The following is a 13,487-nucleotide window of genomic DNA, read 5'->3' as shown; positions in this document are numbered from 1 at the left end:
CCGGAACCTGCTGCCCCGGCGGATCAGTGGGCTTGACCACCGCCGCGTCGCCGGTTGAACGCGTCCCTGTGTCTGTCGCCTGGCAATCGCCGGTATCGGTCGTGCCCGAAGGCGTGTCGGTCATGGTCGAAGGCGTGTCCGCCGTCGCGGCTCCGTCGGCTGTCGAGCCTGAGATGTCGTGTACGGACGGGGTGCCGGTCGCGGAGTCCCCAGCGGATGGGGTGTGAGTGGCGGAGACGCTGCCAGGGTCGATCGTTCCCGCCTGTCCATCGGGACTGATGTGCATGGCTGCCCACTCGCCCTTGCCGTACTCCCCCGACGGTACCTCCACGGTCGGCATGTCGATCGGCTGGATGTCGCGCGCGTGGTCCACCACCGTCGACAGCGCGCCCGGATTCAGCGGCTTCGCGTCGACGGACACCACGTCGCTGCCATCGTTGGCCCGGGCGTCGACGTCCGTGCCGTTCGTGGACGGGACGTCCGTGCCGTTCGTGGACGCGGCATCGGTCGGCGAGGGCATGTCGGCGGGCTGGACCTTGTCGAGGTTGTCGAGCAGATCCCGCAACGCCTCGGCCGTGGGCGGATCGATGGGCACCTGGAGCACCTTGACGCCATCAACCACGACGACCTGCGGTTTGTGCGGATCGGAGTCGTTGGGGTGGTCCTTGGCTGGAGTGTCGATGATCCCACTGTCGGAGTCGGCCCCGCGATCACGCCTGCTGGCGATGTCGTCGTCCTTGGGCTCGTCGCCGCTGTCGGTGTCAGGCGTGATGTTCTCGACGTCCGGTTTGTCATCACCCGTCTTCGCGTCGGGCTTGTCCTCCCCGGTTTTCGCATCCGGTTTGTCGTCATCGCAGCCCTTGGCGTCCGGCTTGTCCTCACCGGTCTTGGCATCCGGCTTATCGTCCGTCTTCGCATCTGGCTTGTCGTCGCCGGTCTTGGCGTCGGGCTTGTCCTCACCCGTCTTCGCGTCCGGCTTATCATCGCCCGTCTTGGCGTCCGGTTTGTCGTCGGCCTTCGCGTCCGGCTTATCGTCGCCGGTCTTCACATCGGGCTTGTCCTCGCCCGTCTTCGCGTCCGGTTTGGAGTCGTCGGAAGGGGTGCCGTCGTCTGCCCGCGGGTTCTCGTACTTGGACCGCTCGTCCCCGCGGTCCTCCTTGGGCTGGTCGTCGTCCTTCGCGTCACCGCCCACCGTCGGCGCGGCGTCCTTGCTCTGATCCCCCACCCGCGGATGGTCGGCCTTCTTCTCCAGAAGTCCGAGCCGGGCCGTCACGTCGCGGACCATCACCTCAGCGGCATCGGCCACCTGGACCGGCCGGTGGGTGGTCTGGGTAGCCAGACCGGCCCCGCTCATGACCTGCCCGACACGCCCCTCAACCGACCGCATCTGCGTGACCGCGTGCTTCACCTCGGCCAGCAGGTCACGGACCAGCTTGGGATCCATCCCGTCGAACTTGCCCATGGGTCACTCCCGGACGTCGCGCCGCTCCGGACTTCACCGTAAGGGCCTGCCAGCGTCGCCGCAGCCGGGATAAGCAGACGGTATATGTCGTCCGGTCCCCCAGACCGAACACACCGGCCATCCGGCCGTACGAACGAATGCCTGGACCGAACAGGCGAACCGGGCAGAGGACAGTTGGCGGACCGGGCGGCGCGGGTGGCGCGGGGCAGACGAGTCACGCGAGCCAAACCGCCGACCGACCAGACAAACAGCCCGGGCGGACAGAGTCAGTCGACAGTGCCAGTTGGATCGGCGGACAGATCAGGCGGACCAGGTGGGCAGACACGCCAGCCGGACCAGGCGGTCAGCCAGGCTGGGCGAGCAGACGGGTCAGGTGGTCAGTCGTCCGTGGCGACGTAGCCGATGATCCCGCGCAGTTTCTCCACCGGGATCGCCCCCCGCCTCAGCATCCGCGGCACAGCCGTGGTCAGGTCGAGGATCGTCGAAGGCGTGTTGTCGGTGGTCTTGCCGCCGTCGAGGTAGACCGCGACCGAGTCGCCGAGCTGCTCCTCCGCCTCCGCCGCCGTGACGGCGGCCGGCGCACCCGAGCGGTTGGCGCTCGAGACGGCCATCGGCCCCGTCTCCTTCAGCAGGTCGAGCGCGACCGGGTGGAGCGGCATGCGGAGCGCGACCGTGCCCTTGGTCTCGCCCAGGTCCCAGGACAGCGCCCGGTTGGCCTTGCAGACCAGCGTGAGCGGTCCGGGCCAGAAGGCGTCGATGAGGTCCTGACCGTACGGGCCCAGGTCGTCGACCAGGGCGTTGGCCGCCCGGACGGTGCCGACCAGGACGGGCGGCGGCATGTCGCGGCCGCGGCCCTTGGCCTCGAGCAGGGCGGTGATCGCCGCGGGGGTGAAGGCGTCGGCGCCTATCCCGTACACCGTGTCGGTCGGGAGTACCACCAGCTCGCCGCGGCGTACGGCGGAGGCGGCCTCCGTCAGGCCCTCGGCCCGCTGCTCCAGGTCCGTGCAGTCAAAGCGTTGTCCCACGGTCTTATCGCCTCGCTCCGCTCGTGGCGAGCGGCGCTCTCGAGGCCTCCCCCTTTCTCTTCATTCGGTCGCTTCGCTACCTCTCGCGTCGTCAGGAGAAGGCCGCGCCGCTCGCGTGCATCCTAGTCCTGGCCGAGTCTGGCCGTTACAAGGCGGTCCCTGCGGGTCCTAGTCCTGGCCGAGTCTGGCCGTCACAAAGCGGTCCCTGCGCGTCAGATCCTGCCGCAGGCGTACGTCGCGCCAGCCGTTGTCTTCAGGGAACGTCAGGTAGACGGCCCTGCCCTGTTCGTCGGCGTGTTCGACGGAGACCCAGCCTCCGGGGCGCAGCAGGCGGCGCGCGGTGCGTTCGACCGCGCGTACCTCGCCGAGCCCGTCGTCTCCGGTGCCGTACAGGGCCCGCGTGGGGTCGTAGTCGCGCACCTCGGGGTCGCGCGGGATCGCGCCGGGGGGGATGTAGGGCGGGTTGGAGATGACCAGGTCGACCTTGCCGTTGAGCTCGGGCAGGGCTTCGGCCAGATCGTCCGGGTGCAGGTGGGTGCGGCCCTGACCGTGTTCGGAGATGTTGCGCTTGGCCCAGCCGTACGCGCCGGGGTCGACCTCGACGGCGTGCACCTCGGAGAGCGCGACCTCCTGGGCGATCGACAACGCGATCGCGCCGGAGCCGGTGCCGAGATCGACGACCAGGGGCGCGGTGACGTCCATCGCGCGCAGCGTCTCGATGGCCCAGCCCGCCATGACCTCGGTCTCGGGGCGCGGCACGAACACGCCGGGCCCGACCGCGAGCTCCAGGTAGCGGAAGTAGGCGTGGCCGGTGATGTGCTGCAGCGGCTCGCGGGCCTCGCGCCTGGCGACGCCCTCCCAGAAGAGGGCGTCGAAGTCGGCGTCCTTGACCGTGTGCAGCTCGCTCCTGCGCACGGAGTGGACGAATGCCGCGATCTCCTCCGCGTCCGTACGAGGTGAGGGCACACCTGCCTCGGCCAGCCGTGCGGTGGCGAGGGCGATTTCGTCCAGCAGAAATGTCATGAGTGTTGTGCGAGCTTCTCCGCCATCTCGGCGTCAATGAGGGCTTGGGTGACGGCGGTGAGCTCGCCGTCGAGAACTTGGTCGAGGTTATACGCCTTGAAGCCTACGCGGTGATCCGAGATGCGGTTTTCCGGGAAGTTGTAGGTGCGGATCCGCTCGGAACGGTCGACGGTGCGGACCTGCGACTTACGCTCGGCCTGCGCGGCGGCCTCGGCCTGCTCCTGAGCGATGGCCAGCAGCCGGGCGCGCAGGATGCGCAGCGCCGACTCCTTGTTCTGGAGCTGGCTCTTCTCGTTCTGGCAGGAGACCACGGTGCCCGTGGGCAGGTGGGTGATGCGAACCGCGGAGTCGGTGGTGTTGACGCTCTGGCCGCCGGGGCCGCTGGAACGGTAGACGTCGATGCGCAGGTCGTTGGGGTCGATCTGGACCTCGACGTCCTCCGCCTCGGGGTAGATGAGCACGCCCGCCGCGCTGGTGTGGATGCGGCCCTGCGACTCGGTGACGGGCACCCGTTGCACACGGTGTACGCCGCCCTCGAACTTGAGCCTGGACCACACACCCTCGTCACCCTTGGCCTTGATCGCGACCGTGACGTCCTTGTAGCCGCCCAGGTCGGAGTGCTGGGTGTCGATGATCTCGGTCTTCCAGCCGAGCCGCTCGGCGTAACGCAGGTACATGCGGAGCAGGTCGCCGGCGAACAACGCCGACTCCTCGCCGCCCTCGCCCGCCTTGATCTCCATGATGATGTCTTTGTCATCGTTGGGATCACGCGGGATCAGCAGGTGCTGGAGCCGCTCTTCGAGGCGCGGGATGCGCTCCTCGATCTCGGCCGCCTCCGCGGCGAACCCCTCGTCCTCGCTCGCCAGCTCCTTGGCGGCGGACAGGTCGTCACGAGCCGACACGAGCTCCCGGTAGGTGCCCACGATCGGGGTCAGCTGCCGGTAGCGCCTGCCGAGCGTACGGGCCTTGTTCTGGTCTGCGTGCACGGCGGGGTCGGCGAGCTGCAGCTCCAGCTCGGAATACTCCTTGAGCAACTCGTCGAGGTTCACCGTGCGTCCTTCTTCTGGGGTGTAACGGTCTCTTCACCAAGAACGCCGACCCGGCGCACGGGAGTGCGTCCGGGTCGGCGTCGGTGAAGCTAGTTGTTGCCCGAGGACTTCTTGCCGAAGCGCTTCTCGAAGCGCGCGACCCGGCCGCCGGTGTCCAGGATCTTCTGCTTGCCCGTGTAGAACGGGTGGCAGGCCGAGCACACGTCAGCGTGGATGCTGCCGTTCTTGGCGGTGCTACGGGTGGTGAACGTGTTGCCGCAGGTGCAGGTCACCTGGGTCACGTTGTACGCCGGGTGGATGTCGGGCTTCATTGCTGTCCTTTCGAGGTGCGGTCGCCGGGTCGCCAGAAGTCGCGATCAAACGCGGGCGGGAGCCGGAACCGCTGCGGGTCAGCTACCAGTGTGCCAGATGCTGTAACCGTCCCAGGCCACCAGGCATTCCCGGATCCTTATAGCGCCATCACTCAGGTCACATTAGGCTCCGGCGCACAAACCATTACTTTCATCCCCATAAGGACTGCGATCAGATGAAGAAGAGGCTGCGGTCGCTACTCGCGACCGCCACGGGGGCCGCGCTTCTCCTCGGATGCGTGAACCTCCCGGCCGCACAGGCGGCCAGTACCGGAAGCGATTTCAACGGGGCTGCCACGTCAGACGCGTTCATCCCGGTCGACAAGGACATCGAAGTCAGCGTCACCCTCAGGCTGAAGGACCCGGCGACCGTCACGGCGGCCGTCACCGGCAGCATCACGCCGCCCGGCAAGGCGGGACGCGACGTGTCCTTCGACTTCAGGCCGGCTCCGGCGAGCAGGGACACGGAGACCGTGATCACCGGCAGGTTCGACATCGGAAAGGACGACCCCGCCGGCGACTGGCGGCTGAACGTCAGGGTCCCGCGCGACGGCGGCACCGGGAGCAACGACTTCGTGCTCAAGGTCTCCGGCAAGCAGGGCATCACCAGCGGCGGCGTCACACCGAACCCGGTGCGCCTGATCAAGGGCAAGGACGTCAAGGTCTCGGTGAAGGCTTCGGTGACCGACGCGGACTCGGTTTCCGCCAAGCTCATCAGCGAGGAGTCCAACGAGTCCTTCGACCTGGGCGACCTGGACCGCGGCCCCGATGACTACTACCGCGGCAGCACCTTCTTCAGCGACGACACGCCTCCCGGCGACTGGACGCTGGAGGTCTACGCCAACCGCGGCGGGCAGACGCTCAAGGGCGTCAGCTCCTTCACGGTCGTCGCCCCGGTAGGCGGTGCCTCGAAGAAGGCCAAGGTCAGGGTCACGATCAAGGCCCCGGCCAAGGTGCGCAAGGGCGCGTCGGTCAAGGTCTCCGGCAAGGTGTACCGAGGCTCCAAGGGGTACCCGAAGAAGACGGTGGAGGTGTACTTCAAGACCAAGGGCACCAGTACGTACAAGCTCCTGCGCTTCGCGAAGACGAACTCGACCGGCAAGTACGCCAAGTCCTTCACCGTGAAGAAGGACGGCTACTTCCGCGTCAAGGCGCCCGGCACGAGCAAGACCCGCAGCGCGCTGTCACCACAGGAGTTCGTGGACGTCAGGTAGTCAACGCCCTAGATAGGTGAGCACGGCGAGCACCCGCCGATGGTCCTCGGGCGCAGGTCCGAGGGCCAGCTTGGCGAAGATGCCGGAGATGTGCTTCTCCACGGCCCCTTCGGTGACGACCAGCCGGGCGGCGATGGCGGTGTTGGAGCGGCCCTCGGCCATCAGCGCGAGCACCTCGCGCTCGCGGCGGGAGAGCGTGTCGAGCGGCGCGCCACGCCGTTGCCTGCTGAGGAGCTGCATCACCACCTCAGGGTCGATGACCGTGCCGCCCGCCGCCACCTGCCGCACGGCCTCCAGGAAATCCGCCACGTCGGCCACCCGCTCCTTCAGCAGATAACCGACGGCCGGGCCGATGAGCTCGCCCGCGTAGCGTTCCTCGACATACTGCGACAGCACCAGGATCGGGAAGTCCGGCCGGGCCGCCCGAACCTTCAGCGCGGCGCGCAGGCCCTCGTCGGTGTGACTCGGCGGCATCCGGACATCGACGATCGCCAGGTCGGGCACGTGCTCCTTGACCGCGGCCACCAGAGACGGCCCGTCGGAGACCGTCGCGACGGTCTCGATCCCTCCGTCGGCAAGCAGCCGGGCCAGCCCCTCGCGGAGCAGTACGGAATCCTCGGCGATGACGACGCGCATGTGCAATGACTACCACTCGCAAGGCAACTCCGCGCGCACGAGCGTAGGACCGCCGACCGGGCTGCTCAGGATGAGCACGCCGTCTATCGTGGCCGCCCGGTCGGCCAGCCCTGACAGGCCGCCGCCCGCGTTGACGAGGGCGCCGCCTATGCCGTTGTCCCACACGTCGACGAGCACCCGCCGGTCCTCCCTGGCCACGCGCACCGACGCCTCGGTGGCGGCCGAGTGCTTGGCCATGTTGGCCAGGGCCTCGGCCACGATGAAGTAGGCGATGCTCTCCACCGCGGCGGGCGGCCGGGTCGCGCCGAGCTCGACCGACACGTCCACGTGCACCGGCGCCCGCGCGGCCAGCCCGGACAGCGCCGCGTCGAGCCCACGGTCGCTCAGGATGGCCGGATGGATGCCTCTGGCCAGGTCGCGCAGCTCGGCGATCGCGGCCTTCGTGCCGGAATGCGCCTGGGCGATCAGCATCCTGGCCTCTTCCGGGGCATGGTCGAGCTTGGCCTGCGCCCGCCCGAGGTCCACCGCGACGGACAGCAGCCGCTGCTGGGCACCGTCGTGCAGGTCGCGTTCGATCCTGCGCCGCTCCGCCTCGGCCGCGTCGATGCCCCTGGCCCTGCTGGCCCGCAGCCGCTCCTCCTCGCTCCCGCTGAGCAGCACCACGGCCAGCGTCCCGTGCAGCCAGGCCATCCCGCGTACGGCGTAGGCGGTCACGGCCAGCATGCCGAAGCCGAAGATCGTGCCGAGCACGGCCCCCGGCCAGTTGTCGATGACGAGGACTCCGCCGAACCGCAGCACCTCACCCTGCGCGTACCAGAAGAGCGAGGTGATCAACGTGATGGTCGTCGCCCATGACACGACGGACACGACAAACTCCACCAGGCTCAACGGGAACAGCAGTAACAGATAGCCCAGGTCCTTCCAGGTCGCCGGATCCTTAAACAACCAGCCCATGTGGGCTGCGATGCCGCGCTTGGGCCGCTCGCGGTAGGGGTCGGCGATCCGCACGCCAAGCGCGGCCCGCAGCACCCGCCGCTCCAGCATCGCCGCTCCACGCCACACGACCATGGTCAGCAGCACCAGCGGGATGCCCACCCAGAGGATCACCAGCGCCACGGAGAACGGCACCGCCACGACCAGCACGACGAACCAGCCCACCCCGAAGGCCAAACTGACCAGCATGTAGGGCACGGCCCGCCAGGTGGCCGGATCGGTGACCACGCCGACAGGCCCCCGAGGTCCCAACGGCACGCGCTCTCTCAACGGCACAGCAACCATGCCACCAGAGTGCCCGTTCCACCGGCCACGGAGAATGCGGTGGACTTCCGTCCTCAGGTGGGGTTATCCCCCGTAGCCGGTCTCACCGTCACGTCACGGCGGCCGGCCCCCCGTGCGGGCTCAGCGGCCGTGTCCCTGGAAGTCCCCAGCCCTAGTCGGCGTCTGGCGCCGACCAGGCTGTGCCGTACAAGAGCCATGTGCCGTACAAGAGCCATGTGCCGTACAAGAGCCATGTGCCGTACAAGAGCCAAAAGGATGAGGGGCGGCAGGGAGAACCCCCACCGCCCCTCATCAAAGGACCTAGTCGCGGTCGTTGCTCACTGTGGTCTTCTGGACCTGCAGGAGGAACTCAGCGTTGGACTTGGTCTCCTTCATCTTCTCCAGGAGCAGTTCGAGCGCCTGCTGCATGTCGAGCGCGTGGAGCACGCGACGCAGCTTCCAGACGATCTGGAGCTCGTCCTTGGCCATGAGGATCTCTTCCTTACGGGTGCTGGACGCGTCGACGTCCACCGCGGGGAAGATGCGCTTGTCGGCCAGGGAACGGCTGAGCTTGAGCTCCATGTTGCCGGTGCCCTTGAACTCCTCGAAGATGACCTCGTCCATCTTGGACCCGGTCTCGACCAGGGCCGTGGCGAGGATCGTCAGCGAGCCGCCGTTCTCGATGTTGCGGGCGGCGCCGAAGAAGCGCTTGGGCGGGTAGAGCGCGGTCGAGTCGACACCACCGGACAGGATGCGCCCGCTCGCGGGAGCCGCGAGGTTGTAGGCGCGTCCGAGCCGGGTGATCGAGTCGAGCAGGACGACCACGTCGTGGCCCAGCTCCACCAGACGCTTGGCCCGCTCGATGGCGAGCTCAGCGACCGTGGTGTGGTCCTCGGCGGGACGGTCGAAGGTCGAGTGGATGACCTCGCCCTTGACCGACCGCTGCATGTCGGTGACCTCTTCAGGCCGCTCGTCCACCAGCACGACCATCAGGTGGCACTCGGTGTTGTTGCGGGTGATCGCGTTGGCGATCGCCTGGAGGACCATCGTCTTACCGGCCTTGGGCGGCGAGACGATGAGGCCACGCTGGCCCTTGCCGATCGGCGAGACGAGGTCGATGATCCGCGTGGTGAGGATGTTCGGCTCGGTCTCGAGGCGCAGGCGGTCCTGCGGGTAAAGCGGCGTGAGCTTGTTGAAGTCAGGCCGGTTGCGGGCCTGCTCCGGGTCCATGCCGTTGACCGTGTCGAGGCGTACCAGAGCGTTGAACTTCTCGCGGCGCTCGCCGTCGCGCGGCTGCCGGACGGCGCCGGTGATGACGTCGCCCTTACGCAGGCCGTTGCGGCGGATCTGGGCGAGCGAGACGTAGACGTCGTTGCTGCCGGGCAGGTAGCCGCTCGTCCTGACGAAGGCGTAGTTGTCGAGGATGTCGAGGATGCCGGCGATCGGGATGAGCACATCGTCGTCGCCGATCACGGGCTCGTTGCTCTCGAAGCGCTCACGGCCACGGCCGCGGTTGCGCTCGCGGAACCGGCCCCGCCTGCCACGACTGCCGTCGTCGTCGCTGCCGCCGCGCGGATCGTTGCGCGAGTCGCCCCGCTGATCGTTGCGGGGGTCGTTGCGCTGGTCACCGCGCTGGTCGCTGCCGCCACGCGGGTCAGCGCCGCGGCCGCCGTCGGCGACACGCTCACGCTGGTCGGCGCGGCCGCTGTCACGGCCGTTGTCACGGTTGTCACGGCTGTCACGACCGTTGTCGCGATTGTCGCGACCGTCACGGCTGTCACGAATGTCGCGGCTGCTCTCGCCACGAGCGTCACGAACATCACGGACGTCACGGCTGCTCTCGCCACGGCTGCTCTCGCCACGGCTGTCGCGGCCATCACGGCCGCCCTCGCCGCGGTCGTTGCCGGAACGGTCGCTGCCGCCACGGTCACCACGGTCGCGGCGCTCGCCTCTGGTGCGCCGCTCACGGCGGCTCTCACCACGGTCGGTACGCGAGTCGAGCTGGCCTTCGGCGGGCTGGGCCTGCTCCACGACCGGCTCGGCCGGGGCGACCACGGGCTCGGGAGCCACGACCACCGGCTCGGGGGCCTGCGCGACGGGCTCTTCAACGGTCTTGGGGCGGGAACGTTCCCGGCGCGTCCTGGTGGGCCGCTCCGCGGCGGGCGCCACCTCGGCGGCGACCGGAGCCTCGGCAACGGCGGCAGGCGCGGCTTCCCCGGAGCCGCCACCCTGCTTCTCCTGGATGGCCGCGATGAGCTGGCTCTTCCGCATGCGCCCGGTGCCGCTGATGCCCAGCTCAGCGGCCATTTTCTGCAGCTCGGGCAGCACCTTGGCGGACAGGCCGGTGCCGGAGCGACGCGCACGGGGCTTGGCCGCGGCGCGGGTGGGGGTGTCTCCGGACGCGGGCTGCGCAGGCGAGCCTGGTGCGTCGGAGAGGAGTTCGGTGGTGTCGCTCAACTAAAGGTCCTTCCCAGGGGTCGGGCGCCGGTTTTTGTTCTGCCGGGCGTCCCGGAGGTGCTTGCGATCCGGCGGGACAGACCGGGTCGGGGTGCACGTTGCGATCTTCGGCCGCCGCTGGGGACGGCCGCCACTCTTGGGAGAGGCGCGTCCAAGCGGCCACAGGACAGTGACGCGTGGATGACACCCCTCAGATTGCTGTCGCCAGCCAGATGTCGAGGTGATTCGAATGCGCAGACCCCCGTCGTCGCCGCCTCACGTTGGGCCAACCGGGTGTGGGCCAACCGGAGGCAACGGATTCCGGGGAGACAGCCGCGCTGCACACGCCTCGCGACGTGCAGCATGATGCAGCGATGTGTGGCTGACAAGCACGCACCCACCAAGGGGGCATCTGGTGCGGCTATCAGCCTAACATCACCAGCGCACACGGCTATTCCCTGAAGGTCTAAAGAGGCATCAGCGTGTCTCGGGGAACTGAACGTTCGCACCAACTGGGTCGACGTCCATAAGCTGGATGTGCCAGTCATTACCCACTTCTGGCGCGATCAAATCCTGCGAATCCGGTGTAGAAAACGCAAGAACTGTGGGACCCGCTCCCGAAACGACCGCGGGCACGCCCACTGCACGGAGACGTTCTACCAGATCCGCACTGGCCCGCATCGCAGGCGCACGGTAATCCTGGTGAAGTCGGTCTTCGGTGGCGGCGAACAGCAACCCGCGCTCCGGCCGCTGGGTCAGCGCCGCGATCAGCAACGCAGCCCTGCCGGCGTTGAAAGAGGCGTCCTTGTGGGGCACGTCCTTCGGCAGCAACCCCCGTGCGGTCTCCGTGGCCAACCGTGTCGCCGGAACGAACACGACAGGCCGGATGCGCGCATCCGGGAGCAGTTTCACCATACGCGGTGATCCGGAGTGGTCGGTCCAGGCAATCGTCAGCCCTCCGGCCAGGCACGGCGCCACGTTGTCCGGATGCCCCTCCATCTCGGTGGCCAGCGCGAACACCTCGTCGTCCGAAAGGCCTACGCCGTCGGCGAATCCGCCCGCGTGCGTCCCGCCGTCGCTCGCCTCCACGCGTGCTTCGGAGGTACGTGGTGCCGTTTCCGGACGCGAGTCAGTTTTCGTTCGCGATTCGGTATGTGTTTCGGTACCTGGTGCGGCACCCGCCAGGGCGCGGGCGGCGAGGATGCCCGCGCAGACGGCGGCCGAGGACGAGCCCAGGCCGCGGGCGTGCGGGATGCGGTTGCGGCAGTGCAGCCGGATGCCCTCGGGCTGAGGGACCCCCATGCGGTCGAACGTCCTGCGCATGGCCTTGATGACCAGGTGTCCTTCGCCGAGATCGAGCTCGCCCGGGCCCGCGCCCTCTCCTTCGACGGTGACGTGGACGCCCCGCTCGCCAGTCAGTGTGGCTCGGACCTCGTCGTACAGGTCCAGCGCCAGGCCCAGGGAGTCGAAGCCGGGGCCCAGGTTCGCCGAGGTGGCCGGCACGCGGATGTCAACGGTGCTCATTCGCCTGTCTCTCTCCCGCCGCCGCCGTCAGTGCCGGCGGGGCTGTCTTCTCGTACGGCAAGGCCGGAACGCGTGCTGCTTGGCCGCCTGCCGTGGCCCAGCTCAGGCGCCGTGCACATTGCGCCGCCCCCACCTCACCACATCCCGCCGACCCGGCGCTGGGTCCCGCGAGAGTGCCGAACCGTCCCAACCGCACGCGTTGGCCGGTCCGGCACGCACCGCACGTACGGAACGCACCGCACGGCCTGGCGCGCACGACCTGGCATGCATCCACACAGTCCGGCATGTCGAGTCCAGCACACGCGGTCCAGCGCGCCGCGCCGGTCGGTGTGGCCGGTCGGTGTGGCCGGTCGGTGTGGCCGGTCGGTGTGGGGAATCACACACTCCCGCTCATACAGGCGCGGGTGGCGTTCCTAGGCCAGGTTGAGGGCGGCGGCGGCTGCGTGGACGTCGATGGGGATGGTGACCGGAGCCGGGGCGCCGGCGATCGCCCAGTCGGGGTCCTTGAGGCCGTTGCCCGTGACCGTGCAGACGATGCGCTGCCCGGGTGCGATGAGCCCCTGCGCGTGCGCCTGGAGGAGGCCGGCGACGCTGGCCGCCGAGGCGAGCTCGACGAAGACGCCCTCCTCCTGGGCCAGCAGCTTGTACGCGGTCGCGATCTGCCGGTCCGTGACCGACTCGATGGCGCCACCGGACTCGTCGCGAGCCGCCGTGGCCAGTTGCCAGGAGGCGGGGTTGCCGATGCGGATGGCGGTGGCGATCGTGTGCGGGTGGGCGACGGGCGCGCCGTTGACGATCGGTGCCGCGCCGCTGGCCTGGAAGCCGAACATGCGCGGCGTCTTGGTGGCGATCCCGTCGGTGGCGTACTCCCGATAGCCCATCCAGTAGGCCGAGATGTTGCCCGCGTTGCCCACCGGGATGCAGTGGATGTCGGGCGCGTCGCCCAGCGCGTCGACGATCTCGAAGGCGGCCGTCTTCTGGCCCTGCAGCCGGAACGGGTTGACCGAGTTGACCAGCGCGATCGGGTAGCTGGACGACAGCTTGCGGGTCATCTCCAGGCAGTCGTCGAACGAGCCCTCGACCTGGAGCAGCGTGGCGCCGTGGACGAGCGCCTGGGCCAGCTTGCCCATCGCGATCTTGCCGCGCGGCACCAGCACGGCGCAGGTGAGCCCGGCCCGTACGGCGTAGGCGGCGGCCGAGGCCGAGGTGTTGCCGGTCGAGGCGCAGATGACCGCCTTGGCCCCCTCTTCGACGGCCTTGCTGATGGCCATCGTCATGCCGCGGTCCTTGAAGCTGCCCGTCGGGTTGGCGCCTTCCACCTTGAGGTAGACGTCACACCCGGTCAGCGCGGAGACACGGTGCGCGGGGACCAGCGGCGTGCCGCCCTCCAGCAGCGTGATGACGGGCGTCTTCGTGGTGACCGGAAGGCGCTCTCGGTACTCCTCGATGAGGCCACGCCACGACCTGCTCATATTGACTCCCTACCTGCGGTCTTGGCCACCGAGTGTACC

At 68.8% G+C, this 13,487-nt stretch carries 10 protein-coding genes and 1 pseudogene; 1 reads left to right on the top strand and 10 read right to left on the bottom strand.

Features of this window, described 5'->3' with window-relative positions; all coding sequences use genetic code 11:
- From AB0F17_RS38825 to rpmE, 5 genes and pseudogenes are all read right to left on the bottom strand, one after another.
- A pseudogene (locus tag AB0F17_RS38825) lies at window positions 1-1,462 on the bottom strand (hypothetical protein); the annotation flags it as partial.
- Between the two features lie 377 nt (window positions 1,463-1,839).
- On the bottom strand, window positions 1,840-2,487 hold the full coding sequence (locus AB0F17_RS38820; protein ID WP_358033473.1) for an L-threonylcarbamoyladenylate synthase: 648 nt from the start codon (window positions 2,485-2,487) through the stop codon (window positions 1,840-1,842).
- Between the two features lie 168 nt (window positions 2,488-2,655).
- A complete protein-coding gene (prmC, locus tag AB0F17_RS38815) occupies window positions 2,656-3,510 on the bottom strand; it encodes a peptide chain release factor N(5)-glutamine methyltransferase (protein WP_358033471.1) in 855 nt (284 codons plus the stop codon).
- Window positions 3,507-4,559, bottom strand: coding sequence for a peptide chain release factor 1 (prfA, locus tag AB0F17_RS38810; RefSeq protein WP_358033469.1), 1,053 nt, complete (start codon window positions 4,557-4,559; stop codon window positions 3,507-3,509). The genes prmC and prfA overlap by 4 nt, the downstream gene beginning before the upstream one ends.
- Before the next feature lie 89 nt (window positions 4,560-4,648).
- On the bottom strand, window positions 4,649-4,870 hold the full coding sequence (gene rpmE, locus AB0F17_RS38805; protein ID WP_358033467.1) for a 50S ribosomal protein L31: 222 nt from the start codon (window positions 4,868-4,870) through the stop codon (window positions 4,649-4,651).
- Window positions 4,871-5,085: 215 nt separating this feature from the next.
- On the opposite strand from rpmE, the gene AB0F17_RS38800 reads away from it, so the two are divergent.
- On the top strand, window positions 5,086-6,123 hold the full coding sequence (locus tag AB0F17_RS38800) for a hypothetical protein (RefSeq protein WP_358033465.1): 1,038 nt from the start codon (window positions 5,086-5,088) through the stop codon (window positions 6,121-6,123).
- Here AB0F17_RS38800 and AB0F17_RS38795 read toward each other — a convergent pair whose 3' ends face one another.
- From AB0F17_RS38795 to thrC, 5 genes are all read right to left on the bottom strand, one after another.
- Window positions 6,124-6,759, bottom strand: a complete 636-nt coding sequence (locus tag AB0F17_RS38795) for a response regulator transcription factor (RefSeq protein WP_358033462.1) — start codon at window positions 6,757-6,759, stop codon at window positions 6,124-6,126.
- 9 nt (window positions 6,760-6,768) lie between these two features.
- Window positions 6,769-8,010, bottom strand: a complete 1,242-nt coding sequence (locus AB0F17_RS38790; protein WP_358033459.1) for a sensor domain-containing protein — start codon at window positions 8,008-8,010, stop codon at window positions 6,769-6,771.
- A 327-nt stretch (window positions 8,011-8,337) separates the two neighbouring features.
- Window positions 8,338-10,473, bottom strand: a complete 2,136-nt coding sequence (gene rho / locus AB0F17_RS38785) for a transcription termination factor Rho (RefSeq protein WP_358033456.1) — start codon at window positions 10,471-10,473, stop codon at window positions 8,338-8,340.
- 456 nt (window positions 10,474-10,929) lie between these two features.
- Window positions 10,930-11,976: a homoserine kinase gene (locus tag AB0F17_RS38780; protein WP_358033454.1), complete on the bottom strand. Its 1,047-nt coding sequence runs from the start codon at window positions 11,974-11,976 to the stop codon at window positions 10,930-10,932.
- 413 nt (window positions 11,977-12,389) lie between these two features.
- The gene (gene thrC, locus AB0F17_RS38775; protein WP_358033451.1) at window positions 12,390-13,448 is read right to left on the bottom strand and encodes a threonine synthase; all 1,059 of its coding nucleotides are present in this window, start codon (window positions 13,446-13,448) and stop codon (window positions 12,390-12,392) included.
- Window positions 13,449-13,487: the final 39 nt, after the last annotated feature.

This window comes from Nonomuraea sp. NPDC026600 (genome assembly GCF_040638335.1).
GTDB lineage: Bacteria > Actinomycetota > Actinomycetes > Streptosporangiales > Streptosporangiaceae > Nonomuraea.
The sequence above is the reverse complement of the archived record's forward strand: the minus strand, read 5'-3'. Positions and strand labels throughout refer to the sequence as shown.

Coding starts and splice junctions, on each gene's coding strand:
- AB0F17_RS38780 (WP_358033454.1), bottom strand. CDS start 11,976: ATGAGCACCGTTGACATCCGCGTGCCGGCCACCTCGGCGAACCTGGGC.
- prmC (WP_358033471.1), bottom strand. CDS start 3,510: ATGACATTTCTGCTGGACGAAATCGCCCTCGCCACCGCACGGCTGGCC.
- rpmE (WP_358033467.1), bottom strand. CDS start 4,870: ATGAAGCCCGACATCCACCCGGCGTACAACGTGACCCAGGTGACCTGC.
- thrC (WP_358033451.1), bottom strand. CDS start 13,448: ATGAGCAGGTCGTGGCGTGGCCTCATCGAGGAGTACCGAGAGCGCCTT.
- AB0F17_RS38800 (WP_358033465.1), top strand. CDS start 5,086: ATGAAGAAGAGGCTGCGGTCGCTACTCGCGACCGCCACGGGGGCCGCG.
- AB0F17_RS38795 (WP_358033462.1), bottom strand. CDS start 6,759: ATGCGCGTCGTCATCGCCGAGGATTCCGTACTGCTCCGCGAGGGGCTG.